The organism is Burkholderiales bacterium (assembly GCA_035560005.1).
Classification (GTDB): domain Bacteria; phylum Pseudomonadota; class Gammaproteobacteria; order Burkholderiales; family Eutrophovitaceae; genus DASRFY01.
Genome location: DATMAN010000031.1, coordinates 93,644 through 112,195, shown reverse-complemented (window position 1 = coordinate 112,195; position 18,552 = coordinate 93,644). Strand labels below are relative to the sequence as shown.

Here is an 18,552-nt window from a genome sequence, read left to right as displayed (position 1 = left end):
ACGCCGAGCGCGCTCGGCGTCCGTTCGAGACGGCGCCCCGGCCCGGTCTAGCCGCCCGCCGCCCCGACCGCGCGAGTCATCGCCCGAGCGACGAGCAGGCAGTTGCAGCGCGTCGGCGCGTGCCCCGCGGCGCCGGAGGTTGCGCCGGTCTACCCGATTGGCGGACACTAGCGTACGCCAGCACAGTCGACCGGGAGCTCCGGCGTGGTCGGAGTCTACGATCTCAAGCTCGTCGCCCTTTCACTCGCGGTTGCGGTCGTCGCGTCTTACACCGCGCTCGATCTGGCCAGCCGGGTCAGCCAGACGCACGGGCGCCGTTCCTGGCTGTGGCTGCTGGGCGGAGCCTTTTCGATGGGCACCGGCATCTGGTCGATGCATTTCATCGGCATGCTGGCATTCCATCTGCCCATCCCGATCGCCTACGACGGCTGGCTCAATACGCTCTCGTGGCTGATCGCCGTCGTGGTGTCCGGCACCGCGCTGTTCGTGGTTCGGCGTCCGGCCATGACCCGCGGCAATCTGTCCGCGGGTGCCGCCCTGATGGGCATCGGCATCTCGGGCATGCACTACACCGGCATGGCCTCGATGCGCATGTCGCCGCCGATCGAGTACCACCCCGTGCTGTTCATCGCTTCGGTGGTGATCGCGATCGGCGCTTCTCTCGCGGCGCTGTGGATCGCTTTCCAGTTGCGCAAGAAGCATTCCGCGGGAGCCGTTCTCGCCAAACTCGGCAGCGCGCTGGTCATGGGCATGGCGATCACGGGGATGCACTACACCGGGATGGCCGCCGCGCGCTTTGCGCCCGACAGCGTGTGCCTCGCCGCAGGTTCGGCGACCGGCATCAGCAATCCCGTGCTCGCAGGCCTGATCGCCGCGGCCACGGTGACGATCCTCCTCGTCACGCTGGTCATCTCCGCCTTCGATACCCAGCTCGCCGCCCACGCCGCGCGGCATGCCGAAGCACTGCGGGCCGCCAACGAGCAGCTGCGCAACATCGCGCTCTACGACAGCCTGACCGGACTGCCCAACCGCCTGCTTCTGGAGGACCGGATGCAGCAGGCGATGCGGCGTTGCGATCGCAGCGGCAAGCCCTGTGCGCTGATGTTCGTGGATCTCGACAATTTCAAGCCCGTCAACGACAACTGCGGCCACCACGTGGGCGACGAGCTGCTCAAAGCCGTGGCGAAGCGCCTCACCGACTGCGTGAGAGGCGAGGACACGGTGGCCCGCGCCGGCGGCGACGAGTTCATCGTGGTGCTGGGCTCTCTGAGCAGCGCCGATGACGCGGCCCTCATCGGTCGCAAGATCCTCGAAGCGCTCGCCCGGCCGTTTCAGATCGAGCGCCACGTGCTGACGATTTCGTGCAGCATCGGTATCAGCGTGTACCCCGCGGACGGAAAGACTTCGACCGAGCTGATCGCCAATGCGGACGTCGCCATGTACCACGCCAAGAAAGCCGGTCGCAATGGCTACCGTTTCTTCGCCACCGCGCTCACCGGAGCGAGCGAGCGGCCGCTGTCCACCTGAATCCTCCGCGCGCTGTTCACGTCCTGAGCGGTTTCGTCTAAGCTGCGCGCATCATGCACGAGGAGGTCGTTCGCGGCCCCTTCGTTGGTCAGTCAACCCGATCGCAAGACCGCCATGCCTGAATCGAGATACTGGGCATTCCCCCGGGAGGTGCAGCCGGACCCGCAGGACGTGCGCTTCGATCTCGAAGCCGCGCTGAACGCGCTGGTTTTGGTGCGCGCGGAGATTCCAGAGGATGCTTTCACCGCCTCGATTCTGGGCACGGAGCGCGTCGGCAACGGCGTGGCGATCCGCGAGGACGGCATCGTGCTCACGATCGGTTATCTGATCGCCGAGGCGCATGCGATCTGGCTGACCACCAACGCCGGAGACGTGGTACCCGGTTATCCGCTGGCGTATGACCAGGTGACCGGGTTCGGTCTCATCCAACCGCTCGGAGAGCTCAAGCTGCCCACCCTTGCGCGTGGTTCGGCGGCCGCTTGTGCGGTGGGCGACGACGTGATCGTCATGGGTCAAGGCGGGCGCGCTCACGCGCTCAAAGCGAAGGTGATCGAGAAACGCGAGTTCGCCGGGTATTGGGAGTACGTGCTCGACGAAGCGCTGTTCACTGCGCCGGCTCACCCGCAATGGGGCGGCACCGCTCTGGTCGGCATGGAAGGCAGGCTGCTCGGCATCGGCTCGCTGCTCGTGCAAGAGGTCATCGGCGGTCAGGCCGTGCAGGCCAACATGATGGTGCCGATCGATCTGCTGGAACCGATCCTGCCGGACATGCTCACGCTGGGCAGGCCGGATCGCCGCCCGCGCCCGTGGATGGGCATGTACACGACCGAGACCAACGGGCAGCTTGTCGTAGCCGGTGTAGCGGAAGGGGGGCCGGCCGACCGCGCGGGCGTGCGCCAAGGCGATCTCGTGACGGAAGTCGCGGGGCAACGCCTCACCGGTCTGGCCGACCTGTTCCGCAAGGTGTGGGCGCTGGGTCCGGCGGGCGTGGAGGTTCCCTTGACGCTCGTGCGCCAGGGGCATTCCCTCTTGGTGAGGCTGCGCTCCGCGGACCGCAACGACTTCCTGAAAAAGCCCAGGCTGCATTGAGGCAGCCCGCGAGCGCCAAAAAAAAACAGAAAGCCCGGCTGCCCGGGCTTTCCGTTCAAGACTTCATCGGTCCCGCCGATCGCGAGACCGAATCCAGCGACGGGTCCTAGAGCGGCCGGATGTTGGTGGCCTGATCGCCCTTGGGACCGCTGGTCTTGTCGTAGCTCACCTTCTGGTTTTCCTTGAGCGTCTTGAAACCGTCGCCTTGAATCGCGGAGAAGTGAGCGAAGAGGTCCTTGCCGCCGTCGTCCGGAGTAATGAATCCGAAACCTTTCGCGTCGTTGAACCACTTCACGGTACCTGTCGCCATCTACGTCTTCCTTCTGATATTGGGAGTAAAAAGGGCTTGCGCCCGGCAAATGCGGGAACTTCAAGAGGAGAGTACGTGATTTGAGGGCTACTACCGCAATCGCGGCAACGACAAACCTGCGCTATCAGCCTTGAATCCTGCGGCGCCTTTATACGCTTGTACGGGGCGAGGGTCAATCGCGGCACACGCCGGCCCGCGGCAAGAATCCGGCCGGATCAGTCGCCGCACCGTTGCCTTGCCCAGGCGGCGGATTCCGGCGTGCGCGCCCGTTCGTATCCGTCGAGCCAAACGAGCTTCTCGGGATCGAATTTCTTGTCGAAGGCCCGCTCTTGGGCCCAAACACGGTCGAGCGAACAGCGCATCAGGCGTAGGCCAGACGCCGGACGGAGCGCCGCAACAGCCAGAGCGCGATCGACAGGTTGAGCAGATTCCACAGCACGCCGTTGACGAAGGCGGCGTCGTAGGAACCGGTGAGATCGAAGATCGCGCCGGAGAACCAGCCGCCGAACGCCATGCCGAACAGGGTCGCGGTGATCACCAGGCCCACGCGCACGCCGGCTTCCCGCGGTGGAAAGAATTCGCGGATGATGATGGCGTAGGCGGGCACGATGCCGCCCTGGAACAGGCCGAACATGGCCGAAATGACGTAGAGCGACACCAGCCCGTCGAACGGCAGGAACAGCAGCAACGCGATGCCCTGCAACGCCGAACCGAGCAGCAGAGTGCGCAATCCGCCGATGCGATCCGAGATCCAGCCGAAGGCAAGCCGGCTCACGATCCCGCAACCGAGCATGAGCGAGAGCATCTGCGCGCCGCGCGCAGCGCCGTAGCCGAGATCGGTGCAGTAGGCCACGACGTGAACCTGCGGCATCGACATTGCCACGCAACAGGCGACGCCGGCGATGATGAGCAACGCCTGCAACGAACCGGCCGGCAGCCCGAGCGGCCGGGCCGGCCAGGACAAGGGATGCGCGTGGTGCGAACCGTGTCCGATCGCCGGTGCGCGGCGGCGCAGCGCCAGCGACATCGGCAGCACGCTGAGCACGCAGAACACGGCGATGCCCATCAGGGTCTGGCGCCATCCGGCGGCGTCGATGAAGTGCTGGACCACCGGCGGCCACACCGTGCCCGCGAGGTAGCTGCCGCTGGCGAAGATCGCCACCGCGATGCCCCGGCGCCGCGTGAACCACAACGAGGTATCCGCCATCAGGGGCGCGAACGTCGCCGAGCTGCCGAATCCGATCAGCAATCCCTGAGCGGCCGCATACTGCCCCAGCGTGGCCGCCCGGCTGGCCAGAACGTAGCCCAGCGCCAGCGCGCAGGTACCCAGCACGACCGGCAGCATGATTCCGTGGCGATCGGACAGCCGGCCCATGAGGATGCCGCCCACGCCGAAGCCGATCATCGTGATCGTGTAAGGCAGCGAGGCATCGCCGCGCGCAACGCCGAACTCCGCCTGCACCGCCGGCAGGGCGACGACGACCGACCACATGCCCACCCCGCCGATCGTGCACACCAGCACGGCCGCCACCAGCCGTGCCCAGGCGTAAGCCGACTCCGTGCCGTGCGTCAGCGAACCGGGCCCGCCGCCGAGTTCGGCGGGCGCATGCTCACTTCGCGAACGCATCGCTCACTGCGCCTGTGGCTGTGCGTTCAGGCACTCCTCCATGCCCTTCTTGAATCTGCGCATCCAGCGGCCTTCGGCCAGCATCCGGGCCATTCGCAGCCGCTCCTGCTCGTCGGCGATGTCCTCGTAACTGTGGTAGCCCATGCGCCGGGCTGCGCCCACGACGAGGCTCATCGCCTCCTCGGCTGCGGCCTTTTCCGCCGGGTCGGCGGCGGCGTCGTCGAAGGCATCGATGCAGGCCGTGTAGCGCGCGTCGCTGAACGACTGTCTGGGAAACAGATCGTGCGCAATCGCGAACAGCGTGCGGCCGTCCTTTGCGCTGAGGTTTTTCAGATTCGAGGACCAGGCGAGCACGGAGTCATCGGCGAGCGCTGGCAGCGCGAGGGCGAACGTCGAGCAAACGGTCAGCACGCGCGCGCGGCGCGCCAGAAAGCCGCCGGCCAAGCGGCTGAAGAGCATGTTCATTACGCTGGGTTCCTTGCAAGGATCGGATCGTGAAACGCAGGCACAGCCTACCACGGCGCGGCCGGCGGATGGCGCAAAAGCGGCACCGCAGGCAAAATCGCGCTGCTGCTCGCCGATTCAAACTCGTCACGCCAACGGATCGATCCCATGGACAACCTCCTCACCCCCGCACAACGTCAGGCTGAGCTGCTCGACCAGGCTGGCCGCTATCTCGCCGGCGGCGGCACCGGGCTTTTCGTCCTGCCGCCCGAACTGAACCTGGTCGTGGCACGCGGTCAGGGCAGCCGCGTGTGGGACGTCGCCGGGCGCGAGTACATCGACTACCACCTGAGTTCCGGTCCGGCGCTGCTGGGCCATGGCCATCCGGCCATCACGCAGGCGGTGCAGGCGCAACTGCCCAAAGGCACGACCTATTTCTTTCTCAACGAGCCGGAAATCCAGCTCGCCAAACGCCTGGTCGATGCGATTCCCTGCGCAGAAGTCGTGCATTACACAGGTTCCGGAACCGAAGCGACGTTCTACGCTCTGCGCATCGCGCGCGCCTGGACCCGGCGCAACCAGGTGCTGAAGTTCGAGGGTGCGTGGCACGGCATGCACGACTACGGGCTGTGGGGCACCGTGCCGGGCACGGCGTCGGACTATCCGCGTGCGCTTCCGGATTCCGTGGGTGTGCCGCCCGAAACCGGGCAGACCGTGCTGGTCACACCCTTCAACGAAACCGAACGCGCCGTGCAGATGATCGAGCGCCATGCGGCCGATCTCGCGGCGGTGATTATCGAACCTTTGCAGCGCGTGCTGCTGCCCGAGCCCGGGTTTCTGCAGGCCATCCGCGACGTCACCCGCAAGCACCGCATCGTCATGATCTTCGACGAGATCGTCACCGGATTTCGCATCGCCTGGGGCGGGGCGCAGGAGCGCTACGGCGTGATTCCCGACCTCGCCTGCTACGGCAAGGCGATCAGCGGCGGCTTCCCGATGGCCGCCATCGCGGGCAGCGCCGAGATCATGTCGGTGCTGGACGCGCGCAACCGGCCGAAGGCCGAAGTCGTCTGGGCGACCAACACGCTGAACGGCAACCCGGTGTGCGCCGTCGCCGGCCTGGCGGCGCTCGACGTCCTTTCGCAGCCGGGCGTCTACCAGCACCTGGAGCGCATCGGCGCGCGGCTGCGCTCCGGCATGGTGCAAGCCGGGGAGCGCCACGGCTTCGCTGTGCAGGCGCCGGGCGAAAATGCCGTATGGGGCGTGCGCTTCACCGCGCGCAAGCCGTTGCGCACCTGGCTGGATCTCACCACGGCGGACAAGGAGCTGGGCTGGCGCTGGTCGATCGAGCTGATCAAACGCGGGCTGCTGGTGAATCCGAACGAGAAGTTCTATATCTCGATCGCGCATACCGATGCCGACGTGGATCGCACGCTCGCGATCGTGGACGAGGCCTTCGCCGCGCTGCGTGGACAGATTGCCGGGCGGTGAAGCGGAAAACGTACGCACCCGGAGATTGCGGCGCCTCGCGCGGCGCTCCTCGGCCAGCCAGCGGTACATGACGCGCATCGCTGTACTGGACGACTGGCAAGGCGTCGCCCGGCACAGCGCCGACTGGTCGCGATTGCACAGCCGCGGCGAAGTCGTCTTCTTCGAGCGCGCGCTCGATGGACCGGAAGCCGTCGCAAGCGCGCTGGCCGGATTCGACATCCTGATGGCGATGCGCGAGCGCACCGCGTTTCCCAAGGCGCTGATCGATCGCCTGCCGCGGCTGCGCATGATCGCGCTCACCGGCGCGCGCAGCTGGACGCTGGATGTCGAAGCCTGCACCGCGCGCGGCATCGTGGTGTGTCATACCGGCGGCGAACGTGCGAGCGCCGCGACCGCCGAGCTGGCGCTGGGCCTGCTGCTCGCCGCCGCGCGCTTCATCCCCGCGGCAGACGCCTCCATGCGCGAAGGCCGTTTTCAGCGTGGATTGCCCGCGGGCTTCGTGTTGGAGGGCAGAACGCTGGGCGTGATCGGCCTGGGCAAGATCGGATCACGCATGGCCCGCTACGGCCAGGCGCTCGGCATGCGCGTGCTCGCCTGGAGCCACAACCTCACGACCGAAAGAGCCGTTGCTTCCGGCGCGCAGCCGGTCGACAAGGCTGCGCTCCTGGAGCAGTCCGATGTCGTCTCCCTGCACGTCGTGCTTTCGGAACGTACTCGCGGTTTGCTGGGCGCCGCCGAGCTGGCGTGCATGAAACCCGGCGCGATCCTGGTCAACACTTCGCGCGGTCCGCTGGTCGACGAAGCCGCGCTGATCGAACGGCTGCGCGCGGGACTGCTGATCGCCGCCCTCGACGTCTACGACCGCGAACCGCTGCCCGCCGACCACCCGTTGCTGCGCCTGCCGAACACGGTGCTCACGCCCCACCAAGGCTATTGCACGCGCGAGGTCTACGATCAGTTCTATCGCGAATCGATCGAGAATGTCCTGGCGTTTCTCGACGGCCATCCGATCCGCGTTCTGAATCCGGCAATCCTCCCCGTTCGCCACGATCCCATCGGGCCCGACGCGAAGCCGTGAATCGAATCCGCCGTTGCCGGCCGCTTCCCCGGGAACGGGACTATACTGGGTTCGTGCGACACCGGATCGATCCCGAAGGACGGCGCCTGCCGATCAAGCTCGACGCGACCTCGAACGGCGAGTTCGAGCCGGTTCCGCTGGCGCCCGTCCAGCGCGCCGCCAAGGCGCTGGCGCACGAGGCGGCCACGCGCAACGCAAAGCGCCTGGGGATGAACCGGCGCGACTTTCTCGTTTCCGCCTGCGGAGTTGCGAGCACGCTGCTCGCGTTCAACGCCGCCCAAGCCCGCGCGGGAAGGTGCGGCGGCTTCTTCGAATTGGAAACCGAAGCCGCGCTGGAACCCCGGCTCGCACAAGCCAGACTCGACGGCGACGAATTCATCTTCGATGTTCAGGGACATTTTGTCGACCCGAGCGGGGCGTGGGTCAAGAGCGCACCGCCCGAAGCCTTCAAGTGGGCGCCCAAGGCCGCATGCGCGCTGGCCGACAGGCCGGGTCCGCGCAGCCATCTCGCCTGTCTCGGGCCCGACGAATTCGTCAAGGACGTTTTCCTCGACAGCGACACGGACATGATGGTGCTGTCGTTCGTGCCCTCGCGGCGCGACGCCGAGCCGGTCACCATCCAGGCCGCCGACGCGGTGCGTCGCATCGTGGACCGCATGGAAGGCATGCACCGACTGATGCTCCACGGGCGAGTCAATCCGAACCAGCCGGGCGACCTCGAATCGATGGACGAGCTGAAGTCACGCTGGGACGTCTGCGCCTGGAAGACGTACACGCAATGGGGCCCGGACGGCAGAGGCTATTTTCTTTCGGACGATGTCGGCATGCGCTTCATCGAGAAGGCGCGCGCGCTCGGCGTCAAGGTCATCTGCATTCACAAGGGCCTGCCGTTCGGCAGGCGCTCCTACGAGCACAGCCAGTGCTCGGACATCGGGGTGGTGGCGAAGCGCTTTCCCGACGTGAGCTTTCTCGTCTACCACTCGGGATTTGTCACCGGTCACCGCGAGGGACCGTACGTGGGCAATGGCTCTGGCGACGGCGTCGACACGCTCATCCGTTCCCTGATCGAGAACGAAGTCCCGCCGAACAGCAACGTCTACGCCGAGCTGGGCAGCACGTGGCGCTTCCTGATGCGTGAACCCGAACAGGCCGCGCACGTGCTCGGCAAGCTGCTCAAGTACTGCGGAGAGAACAACGTCCTGTGGGGAACGGACTCGATCTGGTACGGCTCGCCGCAGGACCAGATTCAGGCCTTCCGCGCGTTCCAGATCTCCGAGCAGTTTCGCGCGGCCTACGGCTATCCGCAGATCACGCCGCAACTGCGCGCCAAGATCTTCGGCCTGAACGCCACCCGGCCGTACCGGATCAGCGCCGAGGAAGTGAAGATGCGCACCCGGACGGACCGAATCGCCCGCGAGCGCCTCGCCTATCTCGAGCGGCCCGAGCCGCACTATCTCACCTACGGCCCGAAGACTCGCCGGGAATTTTTGAACCTGCTCGCGTGGAACGGCGGCTCGCGCGCCTAGCGCGATGAGGATCCGCGTTCTTTCCGACCTGCACCTGGAGTTTTCCGACCGGCATCCGCCGTTCGAACCGCCGGAAGCCGACGCCGAGGTCGTCGTGCTGGCGGGAGACATCGACAACGGCACGCGGGCGATCGACTGGGCCGAACGAGCGTTCTCCGACCGCACGGTCATCTACGTCCCCGGCAACCACGAATATTACGAGGCGGAGCTGCCCGCCGTCGCCGCGGCGTTAAGGGCGCGCGCGAAGCGCAGTCCCAACGTGCGCCTGCTAGACAATGCGCAACTCGTTGTGGGCGACGTGCGCTTCATCGGCGCGACGTTGTGGACCGACTTCGAGCTTTTCGGACGGCAGCAGAAGGAGGCAGCGCTGGCCGAATCGTTGAAGTACGTCGTGGACTTTCGCGCCATCCGCTGGGACCGGCACACGCTTTTCACGCCCGAGCGCAGCATCACACTGCATCGCGCGGCCGTGGCGTTTCTCGAGGAGTGCCTCGCCCGTGCATTCCGCGGCAAGACCGTGGTCGTCACGCACCACGCTCCGCATCCCGCGAGCGTGCATCCGCGCTGGGCCGCTCACCTCAGCAGTGCGGCGTTCGTCTCCGACCTTACGCGCTTGCTGGGCCGCTCCGACCTGTGGATCCACGGTCACACCCACGACAGCTTCGACTACCGGGTGAACGGCACGCGCATCGTCGCCAATCCGATGGGATACCGCACTTCCAACTGGCCGCAGGCGCGCAGCGGGGCGGTGGCGACGTGGGTGAAATACGAGAACGCCCTGTTCGACCCGGCACTGACCGTCGCGGTCTGATCCCGCACGCCGGGGCAGTGAAGGAATTTCCTGGCACGAGCCGCCGTCAAACGACTAAACTTGGCGCCAGCCGAATCGGTACGGGCCGGCGCATGCCAGCCGAGGGGAAACAATCATGGACAAGCCCATTCCTGCGTTCTCGCATGCACCTGGATTGCGGCCGGTGGCCCGCGTGCAAACGTCGCGGCCCCTGCGCTGGCTCAAGCTCGGCTGGAGCGATCTCACCGCCAATCCCGGACCGAGCATCGCACACGGCCTGCTGTTCGTGTCTCTCGGATGGCTGATCCTCCTGTTGTGCAGCACGCAGATCGACCTGCTGGCCGCGGCGGTGTCTGGCTTCCTGCTGGTGGGTCCGGTATTCGCCGCGGCGTTCTATGAGTTGTCGCGCCTGCGTGCCGAGGGACGGCCGGCAACGTTCGACGCGGCGCTCGAAGGCGCGCTGAGGAACGCGAGATCGCTGGCGCGGCTGGGCCTGATCCTCGCGGTCCTGGCGATCGCCTGGGTGGCGACATCCAGACTGCTGTTCGTGCAGGCATTCGGCGGCACCCTGCCTTCGGTGCGGGAGACGTTCTACCAGACCATCGTCGACTGGCAGCATTACGGCTTCGTGGCGACCTACCTGAGCACCGGCGCGGTATTCGCCGCGGTGGCGTTTGTCCTCTCTTGTGTCTCGGCGCCGATGCTGTTCGACCGCGGCTCGGGCACCAGCGAGGCCGTGCTCACCAGCCTGCGCGCGGTCGGCGCGAATCCCTCGGCCATGCTGCTGTGGGCCGCGATCATTGCGCTGCTCACGGCGGTCGGCTTCGCCACGTTCCTGTTCGGCCTGGTCATCGTGCTGCCGCTGCTGGGACACGCCACTTGGCACGCCTATCGCGATCTGGTCCGCTGAGCGCGCGCGGCACGACTCGATTCCGGCGATGATCGAAGCTGCCCCCGGGCTCGCTGATCCGCGGCGTCTGCGCCGCATCCAAGGCAGCGTGGTCTTTTGTCTGACGGCGGCGGCCTGGTGCACCGCATCGGCTGCGGTCGAGCGTTACCGGATCGATCCCGACCACACCTTCGTGCACTTCGCGGTGCTGCACACCGGTGTATCCTCGGTCCGCGGCCGGGTGGGAGGGGCGAAGGGAACAGCAACGCTCGATGCCGAGCGGCAAAGCGCCGAGGTCGCGGTGGAGATCGATCTGCGCACTCTGGACACCGGCGTCAAGAAGCTCGATGCGACGTTGAGCGGCGAGCTGTTCTTCGATGTGGCGCGCCACAGGAGTGCCCGCTTCTCCGCACGGGCCGTGCAGTTCCACGACGGAGTACCGACCGAGTTCGAGGGCGAATTGACGCTGCGAGGGGTGACCCGGCCGCTGCGCCTCAGCGCCGAGCGGTTCGTGTGCAAGGAGGTCAAGATCCTGGCGCTCAAACGCTTCGTGTGCGGCGGCGACCTTCACGCGACCCTGAACCGTGCCGAATTCGGCCTGGACGAGTACCTCACGATGATCAGCGACGAAGTGCGCCTGAGCATCTCGGTCGAGGCGATCCGCGAAGGCCCGTAGCGAAATTCGAGAGCAAGAAGCGGAGTGGCTCCCTCCGCGAAATCCGCACAATGGGCGTCGACGCCGGCCGACCGGCCGCGCCAGGACAAAGGAGCAGATGATGAATTTTCCGGCCACGAATACCACCACGGACCCAGAGCGTTTGTCGACCGACAGCGAGCGCTGGGCGGCGGTGCGGCGCCGTGACGCCAGCGCGGACGGCCTGTTCTACTATGGTGTGACTACCACCGGCGTGTACTGCCGCCCTTCGTGCGCCGCACGACTGCCGCGGCGGGAGAACGTGAGCTTTTATCCCACGCGCGCGCAGGCCGAGCAGGCGGGCCTGCGCCCTTGCAAGCGCTGCCGCCCCGATCAGCCGGCACTGGCCGAGCAGCACGCGGCGGCGGTCACGGCGGCCTGCCGCCTGATCCAGGCCTCCGAAGAGCCGCCCCGGCTCCAGGCGCTGGCCGCGGCCGCGGGCATGAGTCGGTTCCATTTCCATCGCGTGTTCAAGGCCCTCACCGGGCTGACACCCAAGGCTTACGCGAACGCGCAGCGGGCGCAGCGTGCGCGCGCGCAACTGCCGCGCAGCGAAACCGTGACCGAGGCGATCTACGCAGCCGGGTTCAACTCCAGCGGGCGCTTCTATGCCGCCTGCGCCGAGGTGCTGGGCATGACTCCGTCGCGCTTTCGCGCCGGTGGAGCAGGGACTTGCATCCGTTTCGCCGTCGGCGAATGCTCTCTCGGTGCCATTCTCGTCGCCGCCACCGAGAAAGGCGTGTGTGCGATCCTGCTCGGCGGCGATCCGGAGCCGCTGGTACGCGATCTGCAGGCACGCTTCCCCAGAGCGCAACTGGCCGGCGGCGATCGCGACTTCGAACAATGGGTCGCCCGGGTGATCGGTTTCGTCGAAGCGCCGCGCATCGGTCTCGATCTGCCGCTGGACGTGCGGGGCACCGCGTTCCAGCAGCGGGTATGGCAGGCGCTGCGCAAGATCCCGCCCGGCGCCACCGCCACCTACGCCGAAATCGCCAGGCGCGTCGGTGCGCCGCGTGCCGCGCGCGCGGTCGCTCGGGCCTGTGCCGCGAACCCGCTCGCCGTGGCCATTCCGTGTCATCGGGTGGTGCGCAACGACGGCGCGCTCGCCGGTTATCGCTGGGGCGTGGAGCGCAAGCGAGCACTGCTCGAACGCGAACGGCGATGAGCACTGCGTTGCGCCAGCGAAGTACGGCCGAGACGCCGCCCGCGATCGCCCGGCAGGCAGCCCCGAACGAGAAGGTGCATCTTCCACGACGCGGCATGAGAGCCTCGCGCGGCGCGCCCACCGGCGACTCGTTGACCGCAGCCCAGGGCGGCCGGGGTATCGAACGACTCTGCGCGGGAGCGATCGTGTTGCGCCGCTTCGCGGCGGAGGCGGCGCCCGCACTGGTGCGCGCGGTGGGAGAGATTGCCGCACAGGCGCCGTTCCGCCACATGGTCACGCCGGGCGGAAACCGCATGTCGGTAGCGATGACCAACTGCGGCCACGCCGGATGGGTGACCGATCGAAGCGGCTACCGTTACGTCGCATACGACCCGGAGACCGGCTTGCCGTGGCCCGCAATGCCGGAGCTGTTGCGCGACCTGGCCGTGCGCGCCGCCGCGTGCGGCGGGTTTCCGGGCTTCGCTCCCGATGCCTGCCTGATCAATCGCTACGAGCCCGGCACGCGCCTCACTCTGCACCAGGATCGCAACGAGCGCGACTTCTCCGCTCCCATCGTGTCGGTATCGCTCGGCCTGCCCGCGCGGTTCCTGTTCGGCGGACCGCGCCGCACCATCCGCCCCCGCCCCGTGTGGATGGCCAGCGGCGATGTCGCCGTGTGGGGCGGGCCGGCGCGGCTCTTCTTCCACGGTGTGGACAGGCTGCCCGACGGCGTGGATCCACTCACCGGGCGCTGCCGGATCAACCTCACTTTTCGGAAGGCGCTATAAAGAGAAACCAAACACGGGGTCTGCGCTGCACCGCGCCTCTGTTCACAAGCGGGGAGGAGCGAGAACCAAGCAAGAGCGGCAAACGCAAGACAGTCCATCACCGGAGGTTTCATGCGCTATCGCGTGCTCGGCCGCACCGGCCTGTTCGTTTCCGAAATCTGCCTCGGCACCATGACCTACGGCGGCAAGGGTCGCTGGCGGCCGATCGGCCAGCTCGGCCTTGCCGAAGTCGAAGCCCAGGTCAGGGCTGCGTTCGATGCCGGCATCAATTTCATCGACACGGCGAATGTCTACTCGGAGGGCGACTCGGAGGCACTGCTCGGACAGGCGTTGAAAAGTCTCGGGCTGCCGCGAGACGAGCTGGTCATCGCCACCAAAGTCCGGATCCGAATGGGACCCGGCCCCAACCAGGTCGGCCTGTCGCGCGCTCACATCATGGATGCGGCGGAAGCCAGTCTGCGCCGGCTGCAGGTCGATCACATCGATCTGTACCAGATCCACGGCCAGGATCTGCTGACGCCGCTGGAAGAGACGCTGCGGGCACTGGAAGATCTGGTCCGCTCCGGCAAGGTGCGCTACCTCGGCGTGAGCAACCATGCGGCCTGGCAGATCATGAAGGCGCTGGCCATTTCCGATCGGCGCGGCTGGAGCCGTTTCGAGAGCATCCAGGCCTACTATTCGCTGGCCGGGCGCGACATCGAACGCGAGATCGTGCCGCTCGCGCTCGATCAGGGGCTCGGGATTCTGGTATGGAGCCCGCTGGCAGGCGGGCTGCTCTCGGGCAAGTTCGCCGAAGGCGCCGAAGGCCCGCCCGATGCGCGGCGCACGACCTTCGACTTCCCGCCCGTGGACCGGCAGCGCGCGTTCAAGTGCGTGCAGGCCATGCGCCCGATCGCGCAGGCGCACGGCGTGTCGGTAGCCCGCGTGGCGCTGGCGTGGCTGCTGCAGCAGCCGGCCGTGGCGAGCGTGATCATCGGCGCCAAGACGCAGGCCCAGCTTGCCGACAATATCGCCGCAGCCGACCTGCGCTTGTCGCAATCCGAATTGCAGACGCTCGACGCAGTGAGCCGACTCCCGGCCGAATATCCTGGCTGGATGTTCGAGCGCCAGAACAAGGACCGCCATCCCGGCGGCGCGATCGCCTGAGCGCGCGTCCGGTCAAGTGCCGATGCGAACCGGCGCGGTCAGCTTGCGCAGCAAGGCAACCACGCTTTGTGCCGTGATGCGCCCCGTCTTCGGATTCTCGGAGGGAATGTTCTCGATGGTCATGCTGAAGCGGGCCGCATCCGACTCGACCTCGAGGTGGTGGGTGTTGCGCGTGACCGCCGGGTCGGCCCAGACCTCCACTTCGGTCCTCTCGGGACCGATTCCGGCGAGCGCGAGCGCCGCCGCCACGTTGAGATTGGCCGGGAAACCGGTCGCCGCCTCGCGCGCGCTGCCCGAGAACACCTTGAGGGGCGCCTGAAGATCCGACAGGTCGACGCCCTTCTCGACGAGCATGGGCGCGCCTTCGAGACTCTTCGGCGGTTTGCGCGTGACCAGGCGCACCGTGTGAATTTGGCCTTCGGCGGCGGCAAGCACCGCGTCGAGCCCGATCAGCGCCCCAGTCGGCACCAGGATCTGCCCGCCGTTGCGTGCAGCGATGCGCTCGAGCTGCGGATTGGCGAGCAGCGCACCCGCCGACAGCACCACCACCTTCTTTCCCGCCGCCAGGGTCGGTTCCGCAATCCGCGCGAGCAGCTGCGCTGGTGCGCACTCCACCACGATATCGGCGCACTGCGCGAGTGCCTCCAGCGCGACGACGGGCGGGCGCCGCGACAAGGTCTGGATGAAGCGCTCGGCGAGCCGCGCATCGCGCACCGCAACCGCGCTCAGCGTCAACCCCGGCATGCCTGCGTCGAGCTTGCGCGCGACCACCTTGCCGACCGCACCCAGCCCGGCGATGGCTACACGCAGCAAGGGGGGGCGCATGTGCCGATGCCTTCCGGACCCTTCAGTGCGCGGGCCAGAGGTTGACCTTCTGCTCGATCAAATCGGCGATCCACTGCCACAACTCCGTCTCGGAGGGAACGCTGCCCCACGCGGTCCCGGAGCGCAGCATCGCCCAATAGATGTTGCCGGTGTCCTGCTCGATCACCTGCCGTTGCAACTCGATGTCCACCAGCGACGAGAACCGGCTGCCGGGTCCCGTGCGCTCGGAGATCACGCGGACAAACAGACGATGACGGCCGCCTTCTTCCAGGCCCGGCATCCTGGCCACGGCCCCGCCGATCCGTTTCCCGACGAACTCGATGACCCGCTCGCGCTTGAGCAACGGCCCATCGATGTAGGCCTCGACGTCGAGCGCCAGCGCGGGGCCGGCGGCGAGCAGCAACGCAAGGCCGGGTACAAGGGTAGTCTTCATGTCGTTGCGGTCTCCATCGCGAGCTTCCACGGAGCGCTATTTTGCTCCAGACTGCGGTGCATTCGGCACCGAGCGCCGGCACGACCAGATCGCCGGCGCGCATCCGTGGAGGCGCAATGGCGCAGTTGATCCCGTTTCCAGATGGCGGTTTCGCGTTTCTCAAAGGCGGCTTTGCCTACTCCCAAGGGGTGAAGGCGCTGGAAGGTCACGCCATCGAGCGGGTCCGTTTCGCGCGCCCGCTTCCCCTGCTGCACGGCTTCGCCGCCATCGAAGCGCATCTCGCGGCACTCGGCAGGCCGCGCACTGCGCTCTGCGCAGCCGAGCTGCGCTCGCCGCAGCCGCTCACCATGGCCGGATTCCGGACCTTCAACGAAGGCTATGTCGGCGTCCTGACCAAGTGGAACCTGTTTCGCGACGGCCTGAACCCCGTGGCGCGCTCCAACGTCGCGCCGCGGATTGCCCCGCCGGCCGAACCCTGCTTCTACGCGTTCTGCTACAGCGTGCCCGCGGCCGCCGCGGTCAACTTCGTCGCGGCGGGCAGCGGCGAATGGCCCGAAGGCGGCCGCTTCCCCGAGGACATCGTGGCGCGCGGCGACGTCACGCCCGCGGGCCTTAGGCAAAAAGTGCGCTTCGTGCTCGGCAAGATGGAAGAGCGTCTCGCGGGGCTCGGCGCATCGTGGGGCGACGCGACCGCAGTGCAGGTGTACTCGGTGCACGACATCCATGGCGTGCTCCGGGAGGAGATACTGCCGCGCACCGGAAACGGCCCCGGTGTGACCTGGCACTACTGCAGCCCGCCGATCGTCGAACTCGAGTACGAGATGGACGTGCGCGGCGTCGCCCTCGAACGCGTCCTGGCGGTGTAAAACCATCCGCGCGCAAGATCAACCAAAGCGGAACAATGCGGCGCAAATCGGCATCGCCGTGGTGGTACGTGCTGGCGATGTCCTGCAGACTTCCCTTTCGCCTTTTCTCGAGGTGCGTGTTCTGACCGCCTGCCTCAGCGATGACGGACCGCGCTTCGCCAGCTGCGCTCCGCGTCGTCCCACGCGGCGAGCGGCTGCAGATCGGGCACCCACGCCAACCCCGATTTGCCGTCGGAGGAGCGCGCCTCGGGCGACACAACGACATCGAGCAGCGCGGGACGATTGTCCAGCGCGCGCGCAATCGCGCCCTTCAGGTCCTCCGCCCTTTCCACCCGCTCGGCGTGCATGCCGAAGGCGCGCGCCATCTGCGCGTGATCGGAAAACTGCAGCTTTGTCCCGACGACCTTGCCGTGGGTGTCGCTCTGGTCGTGCACCTCGATCTGCCAGGCGCCGTTGTTGGCCACCACGATCAGCACCGGCGCCTTGTGACGCACCGCTGTGTCGATCTCCATCGCATTGAAGCCGAACGCCCCGTCGCCGGTGGCGACCACCACCTGCCTGTCGGGGAGCGCCAGGCTGGCGGCCACGCCGAACGGCGTACCGATGCCGATGCAACCGAGCGAGCCGGGATCGAGGTAGACCGAGCAGGCGAGACCGACGCGCGCGAAGCTGAGGAAATCGCCGCCGTCGGCGATGATGACCGCATCGGGCTTGAGCTGCGCCTGCAGCTCGGCGAGCAGCCGGTTCGGATGAATGCGTCCTTCACCGTCCGAGGCGGCGGTGCTCATCGAGGCCTTGAGCTTCTGCGCGCGCTCCAGATGCCTCTCGCGCAGGCCATCGGCCCAGGCGCGGTCGACCGAGGGCGCGCGGCCGCCCGCCTTGCGCACGATGGCGGCCAGCGCCGCCGCCGGCTGCGCGAAAAGCTCGACGGCGCCGCGCCGGTTGTCGCGGATCTCCGAGGGCACATCGCCGATGCGCAGAAACTTCGCCTCGCCGAACACCGCCGGCGAACCGTAGGCAAGCTGGAAATCCAGCCGCCGGCCGACGGTCACCACCACGTCGGCCTGGCCCATCACCGCGCCACGCATTGCAGCGACCACGCTTGGATGATCTTCGGCAATGAGTCCCTTGCTTTCGCCGGTGTCGAGATAAGGCGCGCCAAGCGCGTCCAGAAGCGCGCGCAACTCCCGCGCCGCACCGCGCGCGCCGCGACCGCTGATCACCAGCGGGCGCCTCGCCGACCACAGCAGTTCCACCGCTGCCGACACGTCGTTGTCGTTGGGCAGCAGCACCGGCTTCGGTTTCACCCGGAAGTGTTCTTCGAGCTGCAGCGGCTTCGGCACCTCCGCGCGCAGCGTGTCGGTCGGAAAGTCCAGATAGACCGGTCCCGGCTCACCGCCCTGACCGAAGGCGCGCGAAACCGCTTCGTCCAGTTCTTGCAGCACCAGTGCGGGTTCGCGCACCGTGCGCGCATAACGGGTGATTGGACGCGCCATGTCGGCGTGGGGCAGATCCTGAAGACCGCCGCGGTTTTCCTGCGGGCGCGGCGGCCCGCCGGAGAGCACCAGCACCGGCGCGCGGGACACGTGCGCGTTGGCGATGCCGGTCATCGCGTTGGTCATGCCGGGGCCGGCAGTGACCAGCGCCACTCCGAGGCCGCCGGTCAGCTCGCTATGGGCATGGGCCATGTAAACGGCGGCGCGCTCGTCGCGCACGTCGATGATGCGAATGCCCTCGGCATCCGCACGCATCCAGATCGGCATGATGTGGCCGCCGCACAGGGCGAAGATGCGGTCGACACTGCGCGCCTTCAGAAAGCGGGCGATGACGCCGGCGGTGCAGTCGGGAGTCAGCGGAGGAGGAAGCATCGGATCATCCTTGTTTC

At 67.5% G+C, this 18,552-nt stretch carries 18 protein-coding genes; 12 read left to right on the top strand and 6 right to left on the bottom strand.

The features are described from left to right. Positions 1-204: 204 nt before the first annotated feature. Positions 205-1,527 (top strand): diguanylate cyclase, encoded by a 1,323-nt coding sequence (locus VNM24_04485; protein HWQ37860.1) that lies wholly within the window; start codon positions 205-207, stop codon positions 1,525-1,527. A gap of 114 nt (positions 1,528-1,641) precedes the next feature. Further along, a complete protein-coding gene (locus VNM24_04480; protein ID HWQ37859.1) occupies positions 1,642-2,616 on the top strand; it encodes a S1C family serine protease in 975 nt (324 codons plus the stop codon). 106 nt (positions 2,617-2,722) lie between these two features. Here the strand turns inward: VNM24_04480 and VNM24_04475 are convergent, their stop codons facing one another. From VNM24_04475 to VNM24_04465, 3 genes are all read right to left on the bottom strand, one after another. Next, positions 2,723-2,926, bottom strand: coding sequence for a cold-shock protein (locus tag VNM24_04475; GenBank protein ID HWQ37858.1), 204 nt, complete (start codon positions 2,924-2,926; stop codon positions 2,723-2,725). 361 nt (positions 2,927-3,287) lie between these two features. Next, complete coding sequence (locus tag VNM24_04470) at positions 3,288-4,553, bottom strand: MFS transporter (GenBank protein ID HWQ37857.1); 1,266 nt, start codon at positions 4,551-4,553, stop codon at positions 3,288-3,290. 3 nt (positions 4,554-4,556) lie between these two features. Further along, positions 4,557-5,018 carry a hypothetical protein gene (locus VNM24_04465; GenBank protein HWQ37856.1) on the bottom strand — a complete coding sequence of 154 codons (462 nt, stop codon included), beginning with the start codon at positions 5,016-5,018 and terminating at the stop codon, positions 4,557-4,559. A gap of 147 nt (positions 5,019-5,165) precedes the next feature. Here VNM24_04465 and VNM24_04460 point away from each other — a divergent pair, with 147 nt between their 5' ends. The 9 genes from VNM24_04460 (at position 5,166) to VNM24_04420 (ending at position 14,543) form a co-directional block, all read left to right on the top strand. Further along, positions 5,166-6,488 (top strand): aspartate aminotransferase family protein, encoded by a 1,323-nt coding sequence (locus tag VNM24_04460; protein HWQ37855.1) that lies wholly within the window; start codon positions 5,166-5,168, stop codon positions 6,486-6,488. A 67-nt stretch (positions 6,489-6,555) separates the two neighbouring features. Then, a complete protein-coding gene (locus VNM24_04455) occupies positions 6,556-7,566 on the top strand; it encodes a D-2-hydroxyacid dehydrogenase family protein (protein HWQ37854.1) in 1,011 nt (336 codons plus the stop codon). A gap of 53 nt (positions 7,567-7,619) precedes the next feature. Further along, positions 7,620-9,092, top strand: coding sequence for an amidohydrolase family protein (locus tag VNM24_04450; GenBank protein ID HWQ37853.1), 1,473 nt, complete (start codon positions 7,620-7,622; stop codon positions 9,090-9,092). Between the two features lie 4 nt (positions 9,093-9,096). After that, positions 9,097-9,903 carry a metallophosphoesterase gene (locus VNM24_04445; GenBank protein HWQ37852.1) on the top strand — a complete coding sequence of 269 codons (807 nt, stop codon included), beginning with the start codon at positions 9,097-9,099 and terminating at the stop codon, positions 9,901-9,903. A 115-nt stretch (positions 9,904-10,018) separates the two neighbouring features. Further along, on the top strand, positions 10,019-10,792 hold the full coding sequence (locus VNM24_04440; protein HWQ37851.1) for a DUF2189 domain-containing protein: 774 nt from the start codon (positions 10,019-10,021) through the stop codon (positions 10,790-10,792). A gap of 28 nt (positions 10,793-10,820) precedes the next feature. Continuing rightward, positions 10,821-11,447, top strand: a complete 627-nt coding sequence (locus tag VNM24_04435; GenBank protein HWQ37850.1) for a YceI family protein — start codon at positions 10,821-10,823, stop codon at positions 11,445-11,447. 100 nt (positions 11,448-11,547) lie between these two features. Next, positions 11,548-12,630 carry a bifunctional DNA-binding transcriptional regulator/O6-methylguanine-DNA methyltransferase Ada gene (gene ada / locus VNM24_04430; protein ID HWQ37849.1) on the top strand — a complete coding sequence of 361 codons (1,083 nt, stop codon included), beginning with the start codon at positions 11,548-11,550 and terminating at the stop codon, positions 12,628-12,630. Beyond that, on the top strand, positions 12,627-13,397 hold the full coding sequence (gene alkB, locus VNM24_04425; GenBank protein HWQ37848.1) for a DNA oxidative demethylase AlkB: 771 nt from the start codon (positions 12,627-12,629) through the stop codon (positions 13,395-13,397). The genes ada and alkB overlap by 4 nt, the downstream gene beginning before the upstream one ends. A gap of 111 nt (positions 13,398-13,508) precedes the next feature. Further along, on the top strand, positions 13,509-14,543 hold the full coding sequence (locus tag VNM24_04420) for an aldo/keto reductase (GenBank protein HWQ37847.1): 1,035 nt from the start codon (positions 13,509-13,511) through the stop codon (positions 14,541-14,543). Between the two features lie 12 nt (positions 14,544-14,555). On the opposite strand, the gene VNM24_04415 is transcribed toward VNM24_04420, so the two are convergent. Both VNM24_04415 and VNM24_04410 read right to left on the bottom strand, forming a co-directional pair. Then, the gene (locus VNM24_04415) at positions 14,556-15,368 is read right to left on the bottom strand and encodes an aspartate dehydrogenase (protein HWQ37846.1); all 813 of its coding nucleotides are present in this window, start codon (positions 15,366-15,368) and stop codon (positions 14,556-14,558) included. Between the two features lie 22 nt (positions 15,369-15,390). Then, the gene (locus VNM24_04410; protein ID HWQ37845.1) at positions 15,391-15,801 is read right to left on the bottom strand and encodes a hypothetical protein; all 411 of its coding nucleotides are present in this window, start codon (positions 15,799-15,801) and stop codon (positions 15,391-15,393) included. Positions 15,802-15,917: 116 nt separating this feature from the next. On the opposite strand from VNM24_04410, the gene VNM24_04405 reads away from it, so the two are divergent. Then, entirely contained in the window at positions 15,918-16,667 is a 750-nt protein-coding gene (locus VNM24_04405; GenBank protein HWQ37844.1) for a hypothetical protein, read from the top strand. A 134-nt stretch (positions 16,668-16,801) separates the two neighbouring features. Here VNM24_04405 and VNM24_04400 read toward each other — a convergent pair whose 3' ends face one another. Further along, complete coding sequence (locus VNM24_04400; GenBank protein HWQ37843.1) at positions 16,802-18,535, bottom strand: thiamine pyrophosphate-binding protein; 1,734 nt, start codon at positions 18,533-18,535, stop codon at positions 16,802-16,804. Between the last annotated feature and the right edge of the window lie 17 nt (positions 18,536-18,552).